Annotated in this window: 21 protein-coding genes and 1 tRNA gene; 6 read left to right on the forward strand and 16 right to left on the reverse strand. The window is 68.1% G+C overall.

What is annotated here, in order from left to right; genetic code table 11:
• The 5 genes from OED01_RS11015 to OED01_RS11035 all read right to left on the reverse strand — a co-directional run bounded on the left by OED01_RS11015 (position 1) and on the right by OED01_RS11035 (position 3,930).
• The gene (locus OED01_RS11015) at positions 1–855 is read right to left on the reverse strand and encodes an FAD:protein FMN transferase (protein WP_264155324.1); all 855 of its coding nucleotides are present in this window, start codon (positions 853–855) and stop codon (positions 1–3) included.
• Between the two features lie 3 nt (positions 856–858).
• Positions 859–1,305 (reverse strand): FMN-binding protein, encoded by a 447-nt coding sequence (locus OED01_RS11020; protein WP_264155325.1) that lies wholly within the window; start codon positions 1,303–1,305, stop codon positions 859–861.
• 79 nt (positions 1,306–1,384) lie between these two features.
• The gene (locus OED01_RS11025) at positions 1,385–2,419 is read right to left on the reverse strand and encodes a ribose-phosphate diphosphokinase (RefSeq protein ID WP_264155326.1); all 1,035 of its coding nucleotides are present in this window, start codon (positions 2,417–2,419) and stop codon (positions 1,385–1,387) included.
• Positions 2,394–3,857, reverse strand: coding sequence for a bifunctional UDP-N-acetylglucosamine diphosphorylase/glucosamine-1-phosphate N-acetyltransferase GlmU (gene glmU, locus OED01_RS11030; RefSeq protein ID WP_264155327.1), 1,464 nt, complete (start codon positions 3,855–3,857; stop codon positions 2,394–2,396). Before glmU ends, OED01_RS11025 begins: the two co-directional genes overlap by 26 nt.
• A 1-nt stretch (position 3,858) precedes the next feature.
• Positions 3,859–3,930, reverse strand: a tRNA-Gln gene (locus tag OED01_RS11035).
• A 121-nt stretch (positions 3,931–4,051) separates the two neighbouring features.
• Between OED01_RS11035 and OED01_RS11040 the strand changes: the two genes are divergently transcribed.
• Both OED01_RS11040 and OED01_RS11045 read left to right on the forward strand, forming a co-directional pair.
• Positions 4,052–4,561: a GNAT family N-acetyltransferase gene (locus OED01_RS11040; protein ID WP_264155328.1), complete on the forward strand. Its 510-nt coding sequence runs from the start codon at positions 4,052–4,054 to the stop codon at positions 4,559–4,561.
• Complete coding sequence (locus OED01_RS11045; RefSeq protein WP_264155329.1) at positions 4,558–5,052, forward strand: MarR family winged helix-turn-helix transcriptional regulator; 495 nt, start codon at positions 4,558–4,560, stop codon at positions 5,050–5,052. Before OED01_RS11040 ends, OED01_RS11045 begins: the two co-directional genes overlap by 4 nt.
• A 2-nt stretch (positions 5,053–5,054) precedes the next feature.
• Here the strand turns inward: OED01_RS11045 and OED01_RS11050 are convergent, their stop codons facing one another.
• Entirely contained in the window at positions 5,055–5,996 is a 942-nt protein-coding gene (locus OED01_RS11050) for an NADP-dependent oxidoreductase (protein ID WP_264155330.1), read from the reverse strand.
• A gap of 107 nt (positions 5,997–6,103) precedes the next feature.
• Between OED01_RS11050 and OED01_RS11055 the strand changes: the two genes are divergently transcribed.
• Both OED01_RS11055 and OED01_RS11060 read left to right on the forward strand, forming a co-directional pair.
• Positions 6,104–7,036, forward strand: a complete 933-nt coding sequence (locus OED01_RS11055; protein WP_264155331.1) for a GlxA family transcriptional regulator — start codon at positions 6,104–6,106, stop codon at positions 7,034–7,036.
• Between the two features lie 10 nt (positions 7,037–7,046).
• Positions 7,047–7,958: a pseudouridine synthase gene (locus OED01_RS11060; protein WP_264155332.1), complete on the forward strand. Its 912-nt coding sequence runs from the start codon at positions 7,047–7,049 to the stop codon at positions 7,956–7,958.
• A gap of 15 nt (positions 7,959–7,973) precedes the next feature.
• Here the strand turns inward: OED01_RS11060 and OED01_RS11065 are convergent, their stop codons facing one another.
• The 3 genes from OED01_RS11065 to OED01_RS11075 form a co-directional block, all read right to left on the reverse strand.
• The gene (locus tag OED01_RS11065; protein WP_264155333.1) at positions 7,974–8,633 is read right to left on the reverse strand and encodes a methionine ABC transporter permease; all 660 of its coding nucleotides are present in this window, start codon (positions 8,631–8,633) and stop codon (positions 7,974–7,976) included.
• On the reverse strand, positions 8,633–9,676 hold the full coding sequence (locus tag OED01_RS11070) for a methionine ABC transporter ATP-binding protein (protein ID WP_264155334.1): 1,044 nt from the start codon (positions 9,674–9,676) through the stop codon (positions 8,633–8,635). The genes OED01_RS11065 and OED01_RS11070 overlap by 1 nt, the downstream gene beginning before the upstream one ends.
• Positions 9,677–9,765: 89 nt before the next feature.
• Positions 9,766–10,677 carry a MetQ/NlpA family ABC transporter substrate-binding protein gene (locus tag OED01_RS11075; RefSeq protein ID WP_264155335.1) on the reverse strand — a complete coding sequence of 304 codons (912 nt, stop codon included), beginning with the start codon at positions 10,675–10,677 and terminating at the stop codon, positions 9,766–9,768.
• Between the two features lie 194 nt (positions 10,678–10,871).
• On the opposite strand from OED01_RS11075, the gene OED01_RS11080 reads away from it, so the two are divergent.
• The gene (locus OED01_RS11080; RefSeq protein ID WP_264155336.1) at positions 10,872–12,374 is read left to right on the forward strand and encodes an arylsulfatase; all 1,503 of its coding nucleotides are present in this window, start codon (positions 10,872–10,874) and stop codon (positions 12,372–12,374) included.
• A 54-nt stretch (positions 12,375–12,428) separates the two neighbouring features.
• Here OED01_RS11080 and OED01_RS11085 read toward each other — a convergent pair whose 3' ends face one another.
• The 7 genes from OED01_RS11085 to OED01_RS11115 form a co-directional block, all read right to left on the reverse strand.
• Positions 12,429–14,234: an ABC-F family ATP-binding cassette domain-containing protein gene (locus OED01_RS11085; protein ID WP_264155337.1), complete on the reverse strand. Its 1,806-nt coding sequence runs from the start codon at positions 14,232–14,234 to the stop codon at positions 12,429–12,431.
• Between the two features lie 82 nt (positions 14,235–14,316).
• A complete protein-coding gene (locus OED01_RS11090) occupies positions 14,317–15,438 on the reverse strand; it encodes a substrate-binding domain-containing protein (RefSeq protein WP_264155338.1) in 1,122 nt (373 codons plus the stop codon).
• Between the two features lie 46 nt (positions 15,439–15,484).
• Entirely contained in the window at positions 15,485–16,837 is a 1,353-nt protein-coding gene (gene mmsB / locus OED01_RS11095) for a multiple monosaccharide ABC transporter permease (RefSeq protein WP_264155339.1), read from the reverse strand.
• The gene (gene mmsA, locus OED01_RS11100) at positions 16,834–18,354 is read right to left on the reverse strand and encodes a multiple monosaccharide ABC transporter ATP-binding protein (RefSeq protein WP_264157960.1); all 1,521 of its coding nucleotides are present in this window, start codon (positions 18,352–18,354) and stop codon (positions 16,834–16,836) included. Before mmsA ends, mmsB begins: the two co-directional genes overlap by 4 nt.
• 155 nt (positions 18,355–18,509) lie before the next feature.
• On the reverse strand, positions 18,510–19,523 hold the full coding sequence (locus tag OED01_RS11105; RefSeq protein WP_264155340.1) for a LacI family DNA-binding transcriptional regulator: 1,014 nt from the start codon (positions 19,521–19,523) through the stop codon (positions 18,510–18,512).
• Positions 19,524–19,664: 141 nt separating this feature from the next.
• The gene (locus OED01_RS11110; RefSeq protein ID WP_264155341.1) at positions 19,665–20,897 is read right to left on the reverse strand and encodes an ROK family protein; all 1,233 of its coding nucleotides are present in this window, start codon (positions 20,895–20,897) and stop codon (positions 19,665–19,667) included.
• Positions 20,894–22,423, reverse strand: a complete 1,530-nt coding sequence (locus tag OED01_RS11115) for an ATP-binding cassette domain-containing protein (RefSeq protein WP_264157961.1) — start codon at positions 22,421–22,423, stop codon at positions 20,894–20,896. The genes OED01_RS11110 and OED01_RS11115 overlap by 4 nt, the downstream gene beginning before the upstream one ends.
• A 175-nt stretch (positions 22,424–22,598) precedes the next feature.
• On the opposite strand from OED01_RS11115, the gene chvE reads away from it, so the two are divergent.
• Positions 22,599–23,747, forward strand: a complete 1,149-nt coding sequence (chvE, locus tag OED01_RS11120; RefSeq protein WP_264155342.1) for a multiple monosaccharide ABC transporter substrate-binding protein — start codon at positions 22,599–22,601, stop codon at positions 23,745–23,747.
• Positions 23,748–23,793 lie beyond the last annotated feature (46 nt).

The following is a 23,793-nucleotide window of genomic DNA, read 5'->3' on the forward strand; positions in this document are numbered from 1 at the left end:
TCAGGAGGCCGTCGTGAACAGTTCGACCGGACATCCCGCCGAACGCTGGGTCCGGCCGTCCGTGCTCATCCGCACCCACTCGACTCCCCACTCGGCGGCGAGCCGCGTGCCCCCGTCGAAGAACAGGGCGGTCGCCACGGCATCCGCGTGCATGGCGTCGGGGGCGATCGCCCATGTCGCGGCCCACGTCAGGACAGGCAGTCCGGTGCGGGCGTCGAGCACGTGGTGCAGCCCGTCTCCCCAGACCCGACGGTTGACGGCCGACGCGCACAGCGCCTGATCACGGATCGTCGCGACGCCGATCGCCCGCGCGGAGTCGTAGGGATGCTCCAGCCCGACCCGCAGCTCCCGTCCACGAACGGCGAGGTCGCCGGACGCGTCGACCACGAGGCCGCCGGGGACGTCCGCGAGCTCCCGCTGGACGAGGTCGACCAGCCGCCCCTTCCCGAGGGCTCCGACGTCGATGATCGCCGGCTCCGCTAGCGTCAGGCGTTCGCGCCAGCCCAGGATCGATGGCCAGTCGTCCGGCGCCGGCTCGGCATCCGATGCCACCAGCGAAAGAGAGGCGTCGTAGCCGAGCGCGGCGAGGCTGCGGCCGACGAGCGGATTCACCGCTCCCGCGGTCGCGTCGGACAGCTCCCGGTAGGCATCCAGCATCGCCGCGGCATCCACCGGCAGCGCCGCGGACCCACCGGCCGCGAGAGAGCTGACGACCGAATCCGAGCGGAACCTCGACCACTCCCGATCGAACCGATCGATGACCTCGCCCACGCGGGCGCGCTCATGGTCGGTGAGCACGCGTTCGCTCTCGATCTCCCAGCGGGTGCCGATCGCGTCGAAGCGCCAGAGCGTCACGTCCTACGCCGCCGCCTGCTCCTTGATGTCATCCACGGCTGCGTTGAATCCGCCGCTGGTGAGCGACGAACCCGCGACGCGATCCACGTCGATGTCGTCGATCGCGACGCCGACGACCTCCTCGTCGATCCCGTCGATGAACTGTCCCTGGAACTGCTCGGTCTCCGGTGCCTGCGGGTCGCCGGTCACCTCGACCTCGGTGACGACACCGTCCGCCAGGGTCAGCGTGACGGAGATCGTCTCGACGGTCTCCGGCGTCTGGTACGAGCCTTCAGCGGTGTACGTGCCGTCGGTGTACTCCGCCGTGGTCGTGCCGGAGTCGGCAGCGTCCGACTCCGCACTGCCTTCGGCATCCGCGTCACCGGAGCACCCGGCGAGCACGAGGAGTCCGGCGACACCGGCGACGGCGGCACCCTTGCGGGCGAATGAGGGAACGGTCGTGCGGATCATGGCAGTCCTCCGGCTCTGTGCGCTCTGTGGGAGCTCCGAGATTAAGGAGCCATGCTATGCGTACGCTGTGTCGTCAGGCCTACGCGTCTCCGCCGAACATGCTCGTGACGGAACCGTCCTCGAACACCTCGCGGATGGCGCGTGCCAGCAGCGGAGCGATCGGCAGGATCGTGAGGTTCTCCCAGCGGCGCGACTCGGTGAGCGGGATCGTGTCGGTGACGACGACCTCGTCGATCGACGAGTCCTGCAGGCGCTCGTTCGCCGGGTCGCTGAAGATCGCGTGGGTCGCCGCGACGATGACGCGGTGCGCGCCGTTGGCCTTCAGCGCCTGGGCGGCCTTGACGATCGTGCCGCCGGTGTCGATCATGTCATCGACGAGCAGGCAGGTGCGGCCCTCGACCGTGCCGACGATCTCGTGCACGGAGACCTGGTTCGCGACCTTCGGGTCGCGACGCTTGTGGATGATCGCGAGCGGGGCGCCGAGGCTGTCCGACCACGTGTCCGCCACGCGCACACGGCCCATGTCCGGGGAGACGACCGTGAGGATCTCCCGATCCGCGGGGCTCAGGGTGCGCTCGAAGTAGTCCAGCAGGACAGGCTTGGCGAACAGGTGGTCCACTGGCCCGTCGAAGAAGCCCTGGATCTGCGCGGCGTGCAGATCGACGCTCATCACGCGGTCGGCGCCTGCGGTCTTGAGCAGGTCGGCGACCAGGCGGGCGCTGATCGGCTCGCGGCCTCGGCCCTTCTTGTCCTGGCGGGAGTAGGGGTAGTACGGCGCGACGACCGTGATCCGCTTCGCCGACGCGCGCTTGGCCGCGTCGATCATGATGAGCGTCTCCATGAGCCACTCGTTGACCGGCTCGCCGAAGGTCTGGACGAGGAACAGGTCGCAACCGCGGATCGACACCTCGAAGCGCGAGTAGATCTCACCCGACGCGAACGTGCGGTGCTCGGTCGGTGCGAGTTCGGTGCCCAGCGCCTCGGCCACAGCGCGGGTCAGTTCGGGGTGCGAACGCCCGCCTGCGACGACGAGCCGCTTCTTCGTCTTGGCGACGAGTCCCGGCGCGATGCCGTTGTCCCGATCCAGTTCAACGGTCTTCTTCTTGCGCGCCATCGCCTGCCTTCTCTGCCGCATCGTGTGCTCGGGACGCCGCTTGCGCAGCGCCGGTTCCCGCCCTGTTCTTCTCGACCCACCCCTCGATGTTGCGCTGAGGGGCGACGCTCATGGCCAGGGCACCCGCCGGGACGTCCTTGCGGACGACGGCACCGGCTCCGGTCTTCGCTCCAGCTCCCAGCCTAACGGGCGCGACGAGCACCGTGTGCGAGCCGGTGTGCACCTCGTCCTCGATCTCGGTGCGGTGCTTGTTCACGTCGTCGTAGTTCGCGGTGATCGTGCTCGCGCCCAGGTTGACGCCTCGGCCGATCGTGGCATCGCCCACATACGACAGATGCGGGACCTTGCTGCCCTCGCCGATCTGCGCGTTCTTGGTCTCGACATAGGCGCCGATCTTGCCCTTCGCGCCGAGTACGGTGCCCGGTCGCAGGAACGAGAACGGCCCGACGGTGGCGCCCGCGCCGATGACGGCCAGGTTCGCGTCGGTGCGCTTGACGACGGCGTCCTCGCCGACCTCGCAGTCCACGAGCGTCGTGTCAGGGCCGACGGTCGCTCCGGCTGCGATGACGGTGGCACCGAGGATCTGCGTGTGCGGCAGCACGGTGACGTCCGCCGCGAGCTTCGCGTCGTCGTCGATCCACGTGGTCGCCGGGTCGATGATCGTGACGCCCTCGAGCTGCCACCGGCGGACGATGCGCCGGTTGAGGAGTCGGCCGACCTCGGCCAGCTGGGCGCGGTCGTTGACGCCGAAGGTGACGGTGATGTCGGATACGACCGATGCGGCGACGCGATCGCCGGCCTGGCGCAGTAGTCCAGGCACGTCGGTGAGGTACTTCTCGCCCTGCGCGTTGTCGACGCCGACCACCGGCAGGTACTGGCGCAGAGCCGCTGCGCGGAAGACGTACATGCCCGCGTTGATCTCGTTGACCGCGGCTTCGTCGTCGGTCGCGTCCTTCTGCTCGACGATGCGGTCGACATCGCCGGCTGCGTCGCGGATGACGCGCCCGTAGCCGGTCGGATCGTCCACGATGGCCGTCATCAGCGTCGCCGCAGCCCCGCTCGACCGGTGCTCCGCCACGAAGGCGCTGAGCGTCTCGGCGTCGGCGAGCGGGCAGTCGCCGGAGAGGATCAGCACATCGCCGTCGAACCCGGGGATCGCATCCAGCGCGACCTCGACCGCGCGCCCCGTACCGGGAACATCGTCCTGATCGACGAAAACGGTGTCCGGGTACGCCTCGGCGAGCGCCGCGACCACCTGATCGCGCTCGTGCCGGACGACGACCTCGATGTGCTCCGCACCGAGACGCGTCGCGGTGGTCAGCACGTGTCCGACCAGAGGGCGCCCTGCGATCGGGTGCAGCACCTTCGGAAGGCGCGAGCGCATCCGCGTGCCCTGCCCTGCTGCGAGGACGACGATGGCGAGGTTGTTCTGCGTCATGCTCCGCCGCCAGGACTCGAACCTGAACCTCACAGCTCCAAAGGCTGTCGTGCTGCCATTACACCACGGCGGACCGCGGCCTCCGGAGACGGAGCCGCCCGTCAAGTCTGCCATGCCCGGGCTGGACGACCGGTGCGCAGGAGTGAAGCTCGGCGCGTCATCCGCCGGAAACACGGCGCTGGGATGCTGGGGCCATGACCGTCACGATCGAGCGGGTGCGAGCATCGACTCCCGCACTGGCCGAGTTCATCGCCGCCCATCACGCGGACATGGTCGGCACCGCACCGCCGGAGAGCCAGCATGCGCTGCCGCTGGACGGCCTGCTGGCACCGGCGATCCGTCTGTTCACGGCCGTCGAGGCCGGCGCGATCGTGGCGACCGGTGCCCTCGCCGCCGTCGAGGACGGGCACGAGGAGCTCAAGTCGATGCGCACCCATCCCGACCTGCGCGGCCGGGGGATCGGCCGGACGATGCTCGCCTTCCTGATCGACGACGCGCGAGGCCGCGGCATCCGCCGGCTGTCGCTGGAGACCGGTGCTGACGACTTCTTCGCCCCGGCGCGGATGATATACACCAGGGCCGGCTTCGTCGAGTGCGACGCCTTCGGCCGGTACTCCCCCGACCCCCTCAGCACGTTCATGACTCTGGCCCTGGTGCGCAGCGGGTCGGAGCGCGGCACGCGGCGCGGGATAATGAACGGATGAGCGAGGCGGATGAGGTCGACCGGATCGTCGAGGCGTGGAACGTGCAGCGCCCCGATCTCGACTTCGCGCCGCTCGAGGTGCTCTCGCGCATGGATCGCCTCACGCGTCTGCTGGATCGGGCGCGGCGAGAGGTGTTCCGCCGCAGCGAGCTCGAGTCCTGGGAGTGGGACGTGCTGTCCGCACTTCGCCGCTCGGGCGACCCGTTCCAGCTGAGCCCGAAGCAGCTGCTGCAGCAGACCCTGGTCTCCAGCGGGACCATGACCAACCGGATCGACAGGCTCGTGGCGCGGCGGCTCGTCCGGCGCGAGGCGGATCCGGGCGACGGCCGCAGCATCCTGGTCACCCTGACGGAGGACGGCCGCACCCGGGTGGATGCGGCCATCACCCGACTCGTCGATGTGGAAGCCGATCTGCTCCAGGCACTCTCGCGCAGCGACCGGGACCGGATGGCCGCGCTGCTGCGCAAGCTGAGCCTGAGCTTCGACGCCTGAGGTCAGAGCTCGGGGTCGACGATCACGGCCGCTTTGCCGGTGACGCGTCCTGATTCGACCCGCTCGTGCGCCGCGGACAGCTCCTCGAGCGCGAACGTCGAATCCAGGTGGACCGTCGCCGCGCCGGCATCCGCGAGCGCGGCGATCTCGGCCAGCTGCGCGCCGTCCGCGTGCACGAGGATACGCGCGACGGGAGCGGCGCCCCATGCCGCGAGCTGGTCCCGCTGCGGGTCGGACAGACCGGTGATCGTGATCACCGCGGTCGCGTCTCCTACCGCCCCGTGCGGGGGCAGGGTATCGTCGACCGTGATGATCACGGCATCCACGCGCGGCACGACGGCCAGGCGCTCCGCGTCCCGGTAGTCGATCACCTCGTCGGCTCCCCAGGAGCGGACCAGGTCGTGCTTGGCCGTGCTCGCCGTGGCGATGACGTGGGCGCCACGGGCCTTCGCGAGCTGGATCGCGAGGTGGCCGACGCCACCGGAGCCTCCGAGCACCAGGACCCGATGACCGGCGACGACGCCCGCCGCCTCGAGGGCCTGCCAGGCGGTCAACGCGACCAGTGGCGCGGCGCCCGCCTGCGCCGTGCTCCACGACGCCGGTGCGGACGCGAGGTCTGCGGCGGCGACGATCGCGTAATCCGCCAGCGTGTGCGCTGCGGAGGGGAAGGCCGCGAGGGCGAAGACGCGATCGCCCGTGGTCCAGCGCCCGGCGCCCTCACCGACCTCGCTCACGACGCCGGCGACGTCCCATCCCGGCCGGTCGGAGTACTCGATGGGCCCGAAGTCGGTCGCGGCCGCGCGGATCTTGACATCGACGGGATTGATCCCGACCGCGCCCACCCTGACGACGACCTCTCCAGCGCCGGGTCGCGGGATCTCGGCCTCGACGAGGGAGACGACCTCTGCGGCCTGACCTGCACCGGAGTACTTCACTGAGCGCATGTGCGCACCTTTCTGTCGTGCGGCCCACCCGGCCGTACGACCCAGCCTGGCGTGCGATCCGCCGGCGCGACAGTGGCCGGATAGACAAGATATGTCAAGATATGGCCATGCATCATGTGGTCGTCGTCGCGCTACCAGGAGTCTTCCCCTACGAGCTGGGGATCCCGGCCCGGTTCTTCCGCGCCGCGCATCGCGACGGCGAGGCGCTGTACTCCGTCACCACCTGCACGCTCGACGGTCGACCCGTGCGCACGAACAGCGATTTCTCGGTCGCCCCTGAGGCCGACCGCGATGCGCTACGCGTCGCGGACACGATCGTCGTTCCGCCCTGGAGCGCTGCGGAGACCTCCGGCGACCCGATCGGGCTCGCGGAGTTCGCCGACCGCCGCATCGTGAGCTTCTGCACCGGCGCGTTCACCGTCGCCGCGTCAGGCCTGCTCGACGGGAAGGACGCCACGACGCACTGGTGCGCCTCCGCCGAGTTCGAGCGACGGTTCCCGCAGGTGCGCCTGCGCCAGGACGAGTTGTTCGTCGACACCGGCGGCGTCCTCACCGCCGCCGGTGCATCCGCCGCGATCGACGCGACGATGCATCTGATCGCAAGCGATCACGGTGCGTCCATCGCGGCGACCGTCTCGCAGGTCACTCTCGCCGCGCCGCACCGCGGCGGGGGTCAGCGCCAGTTCGTCGCCAGGCCCTCCGTCATCGGCGGAACGGGATCCGCGAGCGACATCCAGTCCTGGCTGCTGGCGCGCATCGACGAGCCGCTCTCGCTCGGCGCGGTGGCCGACGCCTTCGGGATGAGCGTGCGCACACTCACGCGGCGCTTCCGTGCCGAGACGGGGCGGACCGTCGGCGACTGGTTCGCGGATGCACGCGTGGACCGGGCGAGGGAGCTGCTGGAGACGACCGATCTGCTGGTCGACGACGTCGCGAACCGCTCGGGGTTCGGCACCGGAGCCGCGCTGCGCAAGCACTTCCGCGATCGGATCGGACTGTCGCCGCAGCAGTACCGCTCCCGCTTCAGCCGCGCCGCGTAGGCTTGATCGAATGGCCATGCTCTCCCCTCTGCCGCCGCGCGACGGCGTCGGCGCGACGCGGTTGCACGTGCCGCTGCACGGCGAGTGGCCGACGATCTCGGCGTACATGGTCGAACGCTTCCATCACCTCGAATCCGGTGAGCTGCTGGCTCGCTTCGATCGCGGTGAGATCATCGCCCGTGACGGCAGCGCCGTCCCGCTGGACGCCCCGCTCGGTGCACAGGAGTTCGTCTGGTACTACCGCGAGCCGCCGGTGGAGACCGACATCCCGTTCGACATCGACGTGCTGCACGAGGACCGCGACCTCGTCGTGATCGACAAGCCGCACTTCCTGCCGAGCACGCCGGGCGGCAAGTACCTGCAGAGCTCCGCGCTGGTGAGGCTGCGCCGCCTGCTCGGCAATGACGAGCTCACACCGATCCATCGCCTGGACCGCGCCACGGCCGGTCTGCTGATGTTCTCCGCCCGCCCGTCGACGCGCGGCGCCTATCAGCTCCTGTTGCAGAACCGCCGTGTCGAGAAGGTCTACGAGGCGGTCTCGGCTCGACCGGCCGATCTGCCGGCCTTCCCGCTGGTCCACCGCAATCACATCGTCAAGGAACGCGGGCACGTGTGCGTGCGCGTGGATGCCGCGCGCGAGCCGAACTCCGAGACGCTGATCGAGCTGCTGTCCACCGACGAGCAGGTTGTGCACACCCTGCTGCGGCCGCACACGGGCAAGATGCACCAGCTGCGCGTGCATCTTGCGGCGCTCGGCATGGGCATCCTGCACGACGGGTTCTACCCCGACCTGCTGCCGGAGGCGCCGGACGATTTCGAACGGCCGCTGCAGCTGCTGGCCCGGGAGCTGCGGTTCATCGATCCGCTCAGCGGCGCCGAGCGCGAGTTCCGCACCCGGCGCACGCTGGCCTTCGCCCCCTGACCGTACGCGGGGACGCTATCGGCGCATCACCTTGCGGGCGAGCCAGGTGCCGAGCGTCTGCGCGAGGTGCACGAACACCACGATGAGGACGATCGCCGCCCACATGACGATCGGTTCGAACTGGCGGAAACCGTAGACCTGAGCGAATCCACCCAGCCCTCCGGCTCCGATCAGCAACGTCATGGCGCTCATGTCGATGATCGCCACGATGATGAACGTGTACCCGAGGATGAGCGGTCCGAGCGCCTCTGGGATCACGACCGAGAAGAGGATGCGCCACGGCCCTGCGCCCATCGATCGAGCCGCCTCGATCACACCGGGGTTCACACCCACGAGGTGCTGCTCGACGATGCGGCCGATCGCGAACGACGCGGCCAAGGACAGGGCGAACACGCCGGCGTTGATGCCGATGCCCGTGCCGATCACCGCACGGATCAGCGGCTGCGCCACAGCGATGAAGATCACGAACGGGATCGGGCGGAAGAAGTTGACGAGGAAGTTCAGCAGCGCGGCCACGACCCGATTGGGCATCAGTCCACCGCTACGGGTGACGTACAGCCCCATGCCGATCACGCCGCCGAGAATGCCTCCGAAGAACAGAGTGAGCGCGACCATGTAGAGCGTCTCGCCCGCGGCCAGCCAGAAGTCGGGCAGGAGTTCGAGGAACCGATCCATCAGCGCGCCTCCCCTCGGCCGATGCGTGTGACTTCCACGTGGTGGCCGATCTTCGCGAGGGCCGCGTCGATCGCGGCATCCGATCCGCGGATCGCGAGGGTCAGGTGTCCGAAGGCCCGACCCCGGATGTCGTTGATGCCGCCGTACACGAGCTCGAAGTCGAGTCCTGCCTCGGCGAGGTCGACGAACACGCTCGCCTGAGAGGAGTCGCCGTCGCGGAACGAGAACGTCACCAGTTCACCGGCGTGCCGGTCGCGCAGGACGAACAGCTCGCTCGGGGAAGGCACCCCCTTGATGACCGTGCCGACGAAGCGCTGTGAGGCGGGATGCTGCGGCGCGGAGAACACCTCGAACACGTCGCCCTTCTCGATGACACGGCCGGAGTCCATCACGGCGACCTTGGTCGCGAGGGTCTGGATGACGTCCATCTCATGCGTGATGACGACGATCGTCACGCCCTGCTCCTCGTTGACCCGCTTGAGCAGCGCGAGCACCTCGTGCGTGGTCTCGGGGTCGAGCGCACTGGTGGCTTCGTCCGCCAGCAGGATCGCCGGACGCGTCGCCAGGGCGCGCGCGATGCCGACGCGCTGCTTCTGGCCGCCGGAGAGCTGCTCCGGATACGAGTTCGCCCTGTCGCCGAGACCGACGAACGACAGCAGCTCGGTCACGCGGGCGTCGATGTCCGCCGCGGACCAGCCGGCGAGCTTGAGCGGGAAAGCGACGTTCGCGCGGACGCTCTTGGCCGCGAAGAGGTTGAACTGCTGGAAGATCATGCCGATGCCGCTGCGCACACGGCGCAGATCGCGTTCGGGCAGCGCGGTGATCTCCTCGCCGTTCACGACGATCGACCCGCTCGTCGCCGGTTCGAGAGCATTGATCAGGCGCACGAGCGTCGACTTGCCGGCACCCGAGTAGCCGATGATGCCGAAGACGTCGCCCTTCTCGATGTCGAGCGTGACGTCGTCGACGGCGCGGACCTGCGCATCGCCGCCTGCGGGCGACGGATACGCCTTCGAGACGTTCGTGAGGGACACGATCGGCATGGGGACTCCGGTTCTGTGAGGGTGCGGCCGGGGCGAACGACGAATCGGGCGGTGCGTGAAGGCACCGCCCGATTCTCTCGCATCTGAGCTCAGCCGGCTGCTGCGATGTCCTCCTGGACGGTCTTCAGCGACTCGACGAGGTCGGCCGCGGGGATCTGCAGCGCCACGGCGGTGTTGCCGGACGACTCCTGCAGGCCCGCCTGCACGGCCTCATCCGTCTGGAAGATCTCGACGAGCTTGAGGTACGTCTCGTTGTCGGCCTCATCCGCGCGGGAAGCGAAGATGTTCACGTAGGGCAGCGCGTTGGGGTCCTCGGGGTCGTCCTGTGCGATGGCGTCCTCGAAGCTGAGACCCGCGTCCTCGACGAAGTCGTTGTTGATGATCGCAGCGTCGACGTCCGGCAGCGACGTCGGGATCAGCGCGGCCTCGAGCGCGGTGACGGTGACCTTGGACTTCGCCTCGTCGATGTCGGAAAGGTCGGAGAGGGTCGTGCCGCCGCTCTTGAGCTCGATGAGCCCGGCGGACTGCAGCACGAGCAGTGCGCGTGCCTGGTTGGACGCGTCGTCCGGGACGGCGACCGTGCCGCCGTCGGGCACGTCCTTCACGTCGTCGTACTTGCTGGAGTACAGACCGAGCGGGTAGATCGCGGTCGAGCCGACGGGCGTCAGGTCCTCGCCCGAGGCCTCGTTGTACTGCGCGAGGTAGATGATGTGCTGGAACTGGTTGAGGTCCAGCTCGCCCTCGGTGAGCGCGGGGTTCGGCTGCTCGTAGGAGCCGAAGTTCACCAGTTCGACGGTGATGCCCTCCTCCGCAGCCGCCTCGACGAACGGGGCCCACTGCGCGTCACCGTCGTTGACGACGCCGATCTTCACGGTCTCGGTGGAGCCGCCGTCGGAGTCACCTCCTGCGGTGTCGTCGGATGCGGTGGCGCAGCCGGCGAGCGCGACGAAGAGCGGGACCGCGGCGAGCGCGGCGATGACGGACGTGGTGCGTCGTGACATGTTTTCCTCCTGGTGGGACTCGAATACGTTAGGCACCCGGTCGCGCGATCGCGGAATCCGGATGTCACAGAGCGTCACGGGGTCCGCCCATCGCCCCACGAGGACGAGAAGAGGGTGCTTGCACCGCGCGTTGTGCTGCACTGAGTATGGACAGAGGCATCGCGCCGTCGGTGCGAGCCCGGGAAGGGATCACCATGGCCGACAAGCCGAACATTCTCATCATCTGGGGCGATGACATCGGCATCTCCAACCTCAGCACCTACACGGACGGCCTGATGGGCTACCGGACGCCGAACATCGATCGCATCGCGGACGAGGGCGTCAAGTTCACCGACTACTACGGCGAACAGAGCTGCACGGCCGGTCGTGCCGCGTTCATCACCGGGCAGAACCCGTACCGCACCGGCCTCACCAAGGTCGGCATGCCGGGCGCGAAGCTCGGCCTGCAGCCGGAGGACCCGACCATCGCCGACGCACTCAAGCACCACGGCTACGCCACCGGGCAGTTCGGCAAGAACCACCTCGGCGACCGAGACGAGCACCTGCCGACCGCGCACGGGTTCGACGAGTTCTTCGGCAACCTCTACCACCTCAACGCCGAGGAGGAGCCGGAGCATCCCGACTACCCCACGGACGAGGAGTTCCCCGGCTTCAGCGAGCGGTTCCGGCCCCGCGGCGTCATCCACTCCTGGGCGAACGAGGACGGCACCCAGCGGATCGAGGACACCGGCCCGCTGACGAAGAAGCGCATGGAGACCGTGGACGAGGAGTTCCGCGACGCCGCAGCGGACTTCATCCGCGCCAAGGCGGACGAGGACACCCCGTTCTTCGTCTGGTTCAACTCCACGCACATGCACTTCCGCACGCACACGAAGGAGGAGAGCAAGGGTCGCGCCGGACGCTGGCAGTCCGAGTACCACGACACCATGCTCGACCACGATGACGTCGTCGGCAGCCTGCTCGATCTGCTCGACGAGCTCGGTCTGGCCGAGAACACGATCGTCATGTACTCCACCGACAACGGCCCGCACATGAACAGCTGGCCGGATGCCGGGATGACCCCGTTCCGCAACGAGAAGAACTCCAACTGGGAGGGCGCGTACCGCGTCCCCGCGATGGTGCGGTGGCCTGGACGAATTCCGGCGGGGACCACCCTGAACGGCATCGTCAGCCACAACGACTGGTTCGTGACGCTGCTCGCGGCCGTCGGCGACGGCGACATCGCCGCCCGGCTGAAGGACGGCACCGAGCTGCACGGCACCGAGTTCAAGGTGCACCTGGACGGTCACAACCAACTGGACTACATCACGGGCGGGGCCGAGCACAGCCCGCGGCGCCACTTCTTCTACGTCTCGGACGACGGCGACCTCACGGCGCTGCGATTCGAGAACTGGAAGCTGGTGTTCCTCGAGCAGCGCGCGGTCGGCACACTGCAGGTGTGGCAGGAGCCGTACATCGAGCTGCGGTTCCCGAAGCTGTTCAACCTGCGCACTGACCCGTTCGAGCGCGCCGACATCACGTCGAACACGTACTGGGACTGGGTGCTCGAGCACATCTTCCTGATGATCCCCGCGCAGGCGTACGTGGGCAGGATGCTGCAGAGCCTGGTGGAGTTCCCGCAGCGACAGGAATCCGCATCGTTCACGATCAATCAGGTCATGAAGAAGCTCGAGAACGCCACGACCGGCGCGTCCTGAGCCGATGACGACGAAGGCGGGGTCCGGATTCTGCCGGGCCCCGCCTTCCGCGTGTCAACCGATCTGCTCGGTGAGTTCGAACCAGCGCAGCTCGAGTTCTTCGATCTCGTCCTGCTGCGCCTGGATCGCCTTCATCTTCTCACCGAGTCCCGCATAGTCCGCCTGGTCGTGCTCGGCGAGGGCGTGCTTGGCCCGGTCGACCTGATCCGTCAGCTTCTGGATGCGGCGCTCGAGAGCCGAGACCTCCTTCTGCGCGGTGCGCAGCGCTGCGCCGTCCAGCCCCTTCGGCGCTGATGACGCCCCCTGGGGCTTCTGCGGCTCGGCATCCTGCAGCGCCCGCAGCCGCAAGTACTCGTCGACTCCCCCCGGCAGATGCCGTAGATAGCCGCCGAGGACCGCGTACTGCTGGTCCGTGACCCGCTCCAGGAAGTACCGGTCGTGGCTCACGACCAGCAGGGTCCCAGGCCACGAGTCCAGCAGGTCCTCGATGGCCGCGAGCATGTCGGTGTCCATGTCGTTGGTCGGCTCGTCCAGGATCAGCACGTTCGGCTGGTCGAGCAGGACGAGCAGCAGTTGCAGACGGCGCTGCTGACCGCCGGAGAGGTCCTTGACCGGCGTGGAGAGCTGCGCGGTCGAGAACCCGAGACGTTCGAGCAGCTGCCCTGGCGTCAGATCCTGGCTCTTCGAACCGGTCCCGAAGGTGTAGTCCGTGCGCAGCCCCGAGATCACGACGCGCACGGGATCGTTCCAGTGCTGGGCGAGCTCGTCGATGCGCTGCGTGAGCGTGCGCACCTGCACGGTCTTGCCGCGCTTGACCCGCCCGCTGGTCGGCTCGACCGTCCCGGCGACGAGGCCGAGCAGCGTCGACTTGCCTGCGCCGTTGACGCCGAGGATGCCGGTGCGCTCCCCCGGCGCGATGCGCCACTCGACGTCGCGCAGCACTTCGCGCGCCGGGGACGCCGCCGTCGCGGGGTACGTCACCCCGGCATCCAGCAGGTCGACCACGTCCTTGCCGAGGCGGGCCGTGGCCAGCGACTGCAGCGAGACGGTGTCGCGGATCTCCGGGACGTCCTCGATGAGCTGGTTGGCGGCATCGATGCGGAACTTCGGCTTACTCGTGCGGGCCGGTGCGCCGCGGCGCAGCCAGGCGAGCTCCTTGCGCGCGATGTTCTGGCGCTTGGCCTCGGATGCCGCTGCCATCCGGTCGCGCTCGACGCGCTGCAGGATGTACGCGGCGTACCCGCCTTCGAACGGTTCGACGATGCGGTCGTGCACCTCCCAGGTCTCGGTGCACACCTCGTCGAGGAACCACCGGTCGTGGGTCACGACGAGGAAGGCGCCGGCATTCGCGGGCCAGCGCTTCTTCAGGTGGGCGGCGAGCCAGGTGATCGCCTCGACGTCGAGGTGGTTGGTCGGCTCGTCCAGCGCGATGATGTCCCAGTCCTGGGCGAGCAGGGCCGCGAGGGCGACCCGGCGCCGCTGGCCGCCGCTGAGGGCGTCGACCGGCGCGTTCCAGTCCAGATCGCGCAGCAGACCGTGGATGACGTCGCGGACGCGGGCGTCGCCCGCCCACTCGTGCTCAGCGGTGTCGCCGACGACCGCCTGCGCGATCGTGTGCGCATCGTCGAGCGTGTCCGCCTGGTCGAGCACGCCGACCCGTGTCCCCGCACGCATCGTGACGCGTCCGGCATCCGGTTCCTTGCGGCCCGCGAGCATCGCCAGCAGCGAGGACTTGCCGTCGCCGTTGCGTCCGACGATGCCGATCCGGTCGCCCTCCTCGATGCCGAGGGTGATGGAGTCGAAGACGACCTTGGTCGGGTATTCGAGGTGGAGGCCTTCGGCCCCGAGAAGATGTGCCATGTCCTCTCCAGGGTAGTCGCCGGATACGCGGCGAGCCGCCCGGGCTGGACCCGGGCGGCTCGCCGTGCTGTGCGCGTCGTGCTTACTGGTACGACTCGACGATCTCGAGGAGGCTCGGGACGTTGGCGTACGCCTCTGCCGCGTTCTCCTGCGTGACGATGACCGGGTCGAGCAGGTAGGCCGGGACGATCTTCTCGCCGTTGTCGTACGACTCGGTATCGTTGACCTCGACCTCTTCGCCCCCCTGCAGCTGCTGCACCATCTTGATCGACTGCTCGACGAGCAGCGTGGTGTCCTTGTTGATCGTGGAGTACTGGATGCCCTCCATGATCGACTTGACCGACTCGACCTCGGAGTCCTGGCCGGTCACGACCGGAACAGGCTTGCCGGCCTGCTGCACGGAGGTGATGATGGCGCGGGCCAGCGTGTCGTTCGGCGACAGGACGCCGTCGAGCACCGTGTCACCGCTGTACGAGCTGGTGAGCAGGGTGTCCATGCGGTTCTGCGCGTTCTCGGCGAGCCAACCCTCGGTCGCCGTCTGAGCGATCTCGGTCTGACCCGACACCACGTTGAGCGTGCCGTCCTCGATCTTCGGCTCGAGGACGCTCATCGCGCCGTCGAAGAAGACCTTGGAGTTGGCGTCGTCGGGCGAACCCGAGAACAGCTCGATGTTGTACGGCGCCTCGTGACCGGCGCGCTCGGCGAGACCCTCGAGGAGGGCCGTGCCCTGGAGCTCGCCGACCTTGAAGTTGTCGAACGCGACGTAGTAGTCGACGGCCTCGGTGTTCTCGATCAGACGGTCGTACGCGATCACGGAAGCGCCGGCGTCCTTGGCCGCCTGCACCTGCGTGGCCAGCTGCTTGCCGTCCTTCGCGCCGATGATGATGACCTTGGCGCCGCCGGTGACCATCGCCTGGATCTGGTTCTGCTGCTCGGCGACCGTGTTGCTGGCCGGGGCGTACTGGACGTCGGCCTTGAAGCCGGCCTCTTCCAGTCCGTCCTTGAACAGCTGGCCGGCGAGAACCCAGTTCTCGCTGGTCTTGTCCGGAAGCGCGACGCCGATCGTGGAGCCGGCCTCGAAGCCCGTGGTCTCCTCGGCGCCCGAACCCTCGTCGGTTCCGCCGCCTCGTTCGCCGGAGCAGCCGGTGAGGGCGAGCGCTGCTGCGGCGACCAACGCTGTCGCCGTGACTGCCATTCTCTTCATGCGATCTCTTTCTCTGGTGGTTTCTCTTGTGGTGCGGGGACTGCCGTCACTCGGACGGAGTCTCCTTCTTCCCGCTCGCGGTGCCCGCGGCGGAGGTCGGGTAGTCGGTGAGGTTCGGCGCGTCCTTCTGGTGGCGACGGCGCGTCAGCAGACCGGTGAGCGACGGGCGGCCCTGCTGCTTGTTCCAGACGTCGATGCCGACGGCGAACAGCAGCACGATGCCCTTGATCATCGCGACGACGTCGGCGCCCGCGCCCAGCAGTGCGAGACCGTTGTTGAGGAAGGCCATCACCAGGCCACCGATGATCGAGCCGATCACGGTGCCGATGCCGCCGGCGACAGCCGCACCGCCGATGAACACGCTGGCGATCGCGTCGAGCTCCCAGCCGGTTCCGTCGTTCGGCCCGGACGCCTGCGAACGGGCCACGAAGATCATGCCGGCCAGGGCCGCCATCATCGACATGTTCATCATGACGAAGAAGTCGACCCAGCGGTCCTTCACGCCGGACAGGCGGGCGGCGTGACGGTTGCCGCCGACCGCGTAGATGTGACGGCCGAAGATCGTGTTCCGGGTGATGAACGAGTAGATGATGACCAGCGCGAGCAGGATGAGACCGGGAACCGGGAAGCTGGTGCCTGGGCGTCCGGTGGCGAACATCCAGCCGGCGGCGAGCACGACGATCGAGAGCAGCACGACCTTGGTGATGCTCACCCACAGCGGAGCGCTCTCCGAGCCCATCCTGTGCTGGATGCGCCGTGTGCGGATCTCCCAGAAGATGAGCCATGCCACACCGAGCAGCGCCAGCACCATCGTGAGCACGTTGAAGTCCAGCGGGACGGCGAGTTCGGGCAGGTACCCCGTGCCGATGACCTGGAAGCCCTTGGGGACCGGGATGGTCTGTGCGTCGCCGATGAACTGCTGGGCGCCGCGGAAGAACAGCATTCCCGCCAGCGTCACGATGAAAGCCGGCACACCGACGTACGCGACCCAGAATCCCTGCCATGCGCCCACGAGTGCACCGACGCCGAGGCCGAGGAGGATCGCCGCCGGCCAGGGGAGGTTCCAGTCAGCCATCGACTTGGCGACGATGATGCCGACGAACGCGGCGACGGAACCGACCGACAGGTCGATGTGCCCCATGATGATGACCATCACCATGCCGATCGCGAGGATCAGGATGAACGAGTACTGGTTGACGACGTTGATGAGGTTGCCGGGGGTCAGCGTCGCACCGGCCGGGTTGCGCAGCAGGGTGAGGATCTCGAACAGCGCGATGATGACGATCAGGCTGCCGAGGATGCCGAACTGCCGCATCGACGACGTGTTGCCGCCGAACATCTTCCTGATGTCGCCGAAGTGGAAGCCCTGCTTCGGAGTCGGGGTGGTCGTGGTGCTCATGCGTTCGCCTTCTGATTCGTGGAGGTCATGCTGCGCATGAGCGCCTCCGGGGTCGCCTGGTCGCTCGGGATGCAGTCGGTGACGCGTCCCTCGAAGATGGTGTAGATGCGGTCGGAGATGCCCATCAGCTCGGGCAGCTCGCTGGAGATGACGATCACGCCCTTGCCGGCGGCGGCGAGCTCGTTGATGATCGAGTAGATCTCGTACTTCGCGCCGACGTCGATACCGCGCGTCGGCTCGTCGAGGATCAGCAGATCGGGGTCGGTGAACATCCACTTCGCCAGCACGACCTTCTGCTGGTTGCCGCCGGAGAGCTTGCCGACGCCCTCCTCGACCGTCGGGGTCTTGATGCGCAGCGCCTTGCGGTAGCGCTCGGCGACCGCGTACTCCTCGCGGTCGTCGACGACGCCGCGACGGGAGATCTTCGACAGCTTCGCCGAGACGACGGCGCGCTTGATCGTGTCGAGGAGGTTGAGCCCGAGCACCTTGCGGTCCTCGCTGACGTACGCGAGACCGTGCCGGATCGCCGACGAGACGTCGGGGAGCTCGATCTCCTGGCCGTCCTTGTACAGCTGGCCGCTGAGGAACGTGCCGTAGGAGCGACCGAAGATGCTCATCGCGAACTCGGTGCGCCCTGCGCCCATGAGACCGGCGATGCCGACGACCTCACCGCGGCGCACGTTCAGGCTCGAGCCCTTGACGACCATGCGCTCCGAGACGGTCGGATGCTGGACCCACCAGTCCTTGACCTCGAAGAGGACCTCGCCGATCTCGGGCGTGCGATCCGGGTAGCGGCTCTCGAGCGAGCGGCCGACCATCCCGCGGATGATGCGGTCCTCGTTGATCTCACCGCGGCTGATGTCGAGCGTCTCGACGGTGCGGCCGTCGCGGATGATCGTGATCTCGTCGGCGATCTGCTCGATCTCGTTCAGCTTGTGGCTGATCATGATCGAGGCGATCCCCTTGGCCTTCAGGCCCAGGATGAGGCCGAGCAGGTGCTGCGAATCGTTCTCGTTCAGCGCAGCCGTCGGCTCGTCGAGGATGAGCAGCTTGACGTCCTTGTTGAGCGCCTTGGCGATCTCGATGAGCTGCTGTTTACCCACACCCAGGTGCTTGATCGCGATGTCGGGGTCCTCGTCGAGGCCCACGCGCGCCAGCAGCTCGGTGGCTCGGGTCTTCGCCTTCTGCCAGTCGATGGCGCCGAAGTGCGCGATCTCGTTGCCGAGGAAGATGTTCTCGGTGATCGACAGTTCGGGGATCAGCGCGAGCTCCTGGTGGATGATCGCGATGCCGGCCTGCTCGCTGGCGGCGATGTCCTTGAATCGCTGCTCCTCGCCGTACAGCAGGATGTCGCCGTCGTAGGTCCCGTACGGGTAGACACCCGAGAGGACCTTCATCAGGGTCGACTTGCCTGCGCCGTTCTCACCGCAGATCGCGTGGATCTCGCCGGCTCGCACGGTGATGGAGACATCGGACAGTGCCTTGACGCCGGGGAACTCCTTGGTGATGCCACGCATCTCCAAGATGGGCCCCGATACGACCGGCAACGTTGCTGTGCTGCTCACGGATCTTCCTCGATACTTGACGGCCAGTCCCAATGTGACCGTTCACATGAGACACAATATTGCGCCTCCGTCGGCCCGCTGTCAAGTGGACCTCGGAATCCGACGCTCTAACGAGATGCGCTGGACGATCGGATGCGCAGCAGCGGCTCGACCGGACCGAACTGCGGCGCGGGTTCTCTGCGGATCTCGGCGAGCAGGATGCCGACCGCTCTCCGACCGAGTTCGGGGAAGTCCTGGTGGACCGTCGTCAAGGGCGGCCAGACGTGAGCGGCGACGGGGATGTCGTCGAATCCGACGACGCTGACATCGCGCGGCACATCGAGTCCGGCATCGCGGAAGCCGTGCATGAGACCGATGGCCATCAGATCGTTCGCCGCGAAGACCGCCGTGAAATCGCGGCGGCGCGCGAGTTCCGTACCGGCGAAGTATCCGAAGTCCGCCGTCCAGTCGCCGCGGATCGGAGGGATCGTCGGCAGGTCCGCCTCACGCAGCGCCTCGAGGTAGCCACGCATCCTCGACTCCGCTTCGATCCAGTCCTGCGGACCGGCGAGATGCAGGATGTCGACGTGCCCCTGCGCGATGAGGTGCTCGGTGACCGAGCGCGCACCGGCCACCTGGTCGGCGGAGTGCGTGAACCCGTCGGACCCCGATGCCGTCTGCAGACTGACCAGCGGCACGCCCACGGCCATGCCCCGCAGCACGTTGAACACGCGCACCTGCGGCGCGAGCGCGACGATTCCGCTGACCTGTTCGCGGCCGAGCTGCCTGATCGCCTCGCCGATGGCCTCCGGTGAGGTGGTCGGCAGGTTGACGGTGCTGACCGAATACCCCTCCGCCCGCGCGGCATCCTCGATTCCGGCGATCGACGAGGTCGGCCCGAATTCGCCGATCGTCGCCGAGAGGATGCCGATGGTCGTCGTCGTGCTGGTGACCAGCGCACGGGCGGCGAGGTTGGGCCGGTAGTCGAGGACCGCGATCGCGTCCTGGACGCGCTTCTTGGTCTCCGGGCGGATGCTCGGATGGTCGTTCAGCACCCGGGAGACGGTCTGATGCGAGACGCCGGCCAACCGCGCGACGTCGCGGATGCTGGGGACGCGTGCTCGCTCGCCGGAGGCCGCCATGGCATCGCCTCCCTCGCGTGTGCACGGTCACATCGATCATCCCATTATGTATCCAGCGCACAGCGCGCGCATCCCGACGGGCGCGATCGTCGTCGGATGCCGACAGGAACGCCCGGCGCGCCTGGTCGGATGCGGCCGGCGCTAGAACCGTGGCGCGCGGGCGACCGGGTCGTTCAGCAACGGCTCGAACGCCAGTTCGGCCGGTGCGATCTGCATCAGGTGCGAGCGCATGTGCGCGCGCTCGAGGCGCACCGTACGTCCCTCCGCCCCGACAGGGTGTATCCGCACCGCCGCCGACAGCCGCTCCCGACTCGTCGCGAGCAGGACGCCGAGATAGCCGGAGAGCACGACCATCTCGGGGGCGAACGCGTTGACGAAGTTGGTGAGCGCTACCGACAGCACATCGACCTGCCTGGCGACCTCTGCCAGGATCACCGGGTCCCGGACGAGCCCGAGTTCGATGTCGAGTTCGTCCTCGTCCAGCCCGCGCCGCCCCAGCAGCGCCAGCACCTTGGCGGGGTGGACCTCGACCTGGAGGCACCCGCGACGTCCGCACGAGCAGAGGGCTCCGGACGTGTTCACGACGGTGTGGCCGAACTCGCCGGCGAATCCGGATGTGCCGCGCAGCAGCGCGCCGTCGAGGACCAGGCCTCCCCCGATGCCGTTCATCGACCCGCTGAGGTACAGGACGTTGTCGATGCCTCGGCCGATGCCGAACCGCGTCTCCGCCATGGCGCCGACGCTGGCGTCGTTGCCCACGGTCACCTCCATGCCGAGCGCGTCCGTGAGGCGGTGCGCCATGTGCTCGCGCCGCCAGCCCAGCGAGGGCGACAGCACCACCGTGCCGCCGTGATCGACGAGTCCTGGCACGGCGACGCCTGCGCCGATCAGTCGGTAGTGACGATCGATGTCGGCGCGCATTCCGGCGACGAGGGAGGCGGCGACCTGGGCGAAGCGGCGAGGGCTCGGCGGCCGCGCGAGATCGTGGCGGACGCGGGAATGGACAGCGCCGCCCAGGCCGACCAGCGCCACCGACACCGCGAGCGGATCCGCCGTCACGCTGAGCGCCACGACGCGATCCTCGGCGGCGACACCCAACGACGGCCGCCCGACACGACCCGTCGGCTTGACCGCGGTCTCGCAGACCAGCTGCAGGTCCAGCAGCTCCTGCACGAGCCCTGTGACGGTGGACCGGTTCAGCCCCGTCGACGCCCCGATCTCGGAACGCGAGGTGGCCCCAGCCCCGTGCACCAGCTGCAGCACGGCGGCAAGATTCTGCTGGCGCACGTCCTCGTTCGTCGTGCGCGCGGCCGGACGCGCCACGACCGAGGAGGTCGGGAACTCGGGCGGCGCGGCTGTGCGTCTCGGGGTCATGACTTCTCAGCCGCCATGTGACGCATGAGCAGCTCCTGTGTGAGGTCGTCCCTGACGAATTCCGCCGTGATGCGACCGTGGGCGAGCGTGTAGACCCGGTCGGAGAGTCCGATCACCTCCGGCAGCTCGGAGGAGATGACGATGATCGCCTTGCCCTGCGCGGCCAGTTCGTTGATCAGCCCGTAGATCTCGTACTTCGCGCCGACGTCGATGCCGCGCGTCGGTTCGTCGAGGATCAGGACGTCCGGATTGGTGAACATCCACCTGGACAGGACCGTCTTCTGCTGATTCCCGCCGGACAGCGTCGCCGTGATGGCGGCCACGCTGGACGTCTTGATGTTCATCTTGTAGCGATAGGCCTCCGCCACCTTGCGCTCGCGCACCTCGTCCACGAGGCCGCGCGTGGCCAGTCTGCCCAGCGCAGCCGCCGAGATGTTCGACTGCACGGAGGCGAGCAGGTTCAGTCCATCGTCGCGCCTGTCCTCCGGCACATACGCGATGCCGTGGCCTATGGCCTCGCGGATTGTGCGCAGCTCGATCCGCTCGCCGCGCTTGAACGCCTCGCCGGTGGTCTCGCCGCCGTACGAACGGCCGAAGATGCTCATCGCGAGTTCGGTGCGTCCTGCGCCCATGAGGCCGGCGATCCCCACGATCTCGCCGGCCCTCACGTGCATGCTCACGTCATCGATGATCACACGCCCCGGATCGTGCGGATGGACGACGGTCCAGTTCCGGATGCCGAACATCTCGTCTCCGATGTCGGGTTCGCGCGGGGGGAACAGGTCGTCCAGCGGACGACCGACCATGGCCCGGATGATGCGCCCCTCATCGGTCTCCGGATCGTCCGCCCGCATCGTCTCGACCACCGCGCCGTCACGGAGCACGGTGATGCGGTCGGCGACCCCGAGGACCTCGCGCAGCTTGTGCGAGATGAGCACGCACGTGATTCCGTGCGACCGGAATCGATCGACGAGGGCCAGCAGCCGGTCGGAATCCTCGCGCCCGAGCGCGGCGGTCGGCTCGTCCAGGATCAGCAGCTTCACGTTCTTGGCGAGCGCCTTGGCGATCTCGACCATCTGCTGCTTGCCGATGCCCAGCTCGCCCATCCGCGTCGCGGGATTCTCGTCGAGGCCGACGCTCGCCAGGAGCTCGGCGGCGCGCGCGTGCGTCGCCGCCTCGTCGACGAGTCCGAACCGGCTGACCTCATGCCCGAGGAAGATGTTCTCAGCGACCGTGAGCTGCGGGACGACCGCCAGTTCCTGATGGATGATGACGATGCCCTCGGCCTCGCTGTCCGCCAGCGAGCGGAAGCGCATCTCCCGCCCTTCGAACACGACGTCGCCGGCGAAACTGCCGTGCGGGTGCACGCCGCTGAGGATCTCCATGAGCGTGGATTTGCCCGCGCCGTTCTCGCCACAGATCGCGTGCACCTCGCCGCGCTGCAGCTCGAGGTGCACGTCCTTCAGCGCCATCACACCGCGGAACCGCTTGGTCACGCCCGTCATGCGCAGGATCTGCTCGGGCATCGCGCCACCTCTCCACGCCGATCGGATGCTGACATCGTACCGAGAAAAATAATTTGTATGCAGGTGCGTCAATATGCCATGCTTCGGGAGCGTGAGGCGCAGTCGCGCATCGCACAGCGGACAACGGCGGTCCGCCAGCACGGCCCGCTGACCTTTCAAGGAAGAGAGATTTGCAATGAGAAGAAACGTCCTGCGCACAGTGGCGGCCACGGGTGCCATCGTCTTCGCCTTCGGGCTCGCGGCGTGCTCGAACGGTGCTGCTCCCGAATCCGAGGGCGGCGCCGAGGCCGAGGACATCACCGTCGGCGTCGCGATGCCGACCGAGACGTCCGAGCGATGGATCGCGGACGGCGATGCGGTCAAGTCGCAGCTCGAGGAGGCCGGGTACGAGGTCGACCTGCAGTTCGCGAACGACGACATCCCCCGCCAGCAGCAGCAGCTCGACCAGATGATCACGAACGGCGCCGACATCCTCATCGTCGCCTCGATCGACGGCACGGCTCTGGCGACACAGTTGGAGAACGCCGCGAGCAAGGGCATTCCGGTGATCGCCTACGACCGACTGATCAACGGCACCAAGGACGTGGACTTCTACGTCACGTTCGACAACTACACCGTCGGCGTCCAGCAGGCGCAGTCCCTGCTGCGCGGGCTCGGCTTCCTCGATGAGAACAACGAGGAGACCGACGCGACCGAGCCGAAGGCGATCGAGCTGTTCGCCGGGTCCCCCGACGACAACAACACGAAGTTCTTCTACCAGGGCGCGATCGACACCCTGCAGCCGTACTTCGACGACGGTCGCATCACGGTGCCGTCCGGCCAGATCGACATGGACACCGTCTCGACGCTGCGTTGGGACCAGGCCACGGCGCAGAAGCGCATGGAAGACCTCCTCACCAGCACCTACGACGGCGGCGCCAAGCCGCTCGACGGCGTCCTGGCCCCCTACGACGGCATCTCCCGCGGCATCATCACGGCCCTGGAGAACGCCGGCTACGGATCGACCATCGCCGATGGACTGCCGATCGTGAGCGGTCAGGACGCCGAGATCGCCTCCGTGAAGATGATCGCGGACGGCGTCCAGTTCGCCACGATCTTCAAGGACACGCGCAAGCTCGCTACCCAGGCCGTCGCGGCCGCTGACGCCTTCGCGAAGGGCGAGGAGCCCGAGGCGAACGATACCGAGACGTACGACAACGGCGAGAAGATCGTGCCGTCCTACCTGCTCGAGTCGGACATCGTCGTGGCGGACAACATCACCTCGCTGCTGGTCGACTCCGGCTACTGGACCGAGGAAGAGGTCGCCGCGGGCGTCGCTGACTGATCGCGCCGGACGATGCCCGGCCGCCGGAGGCGACTCCGCGGCCGGG

The organism is Microbacterium sp. M28, from assembly GCF_025836995.1.
In the GTDB taxonomy this organism is placed as follows: domain Bacteria; phylum Actinomycetota; class Actinomycetes; order Actinomycetales; family Microbacteriaceae; genus Microbacterium.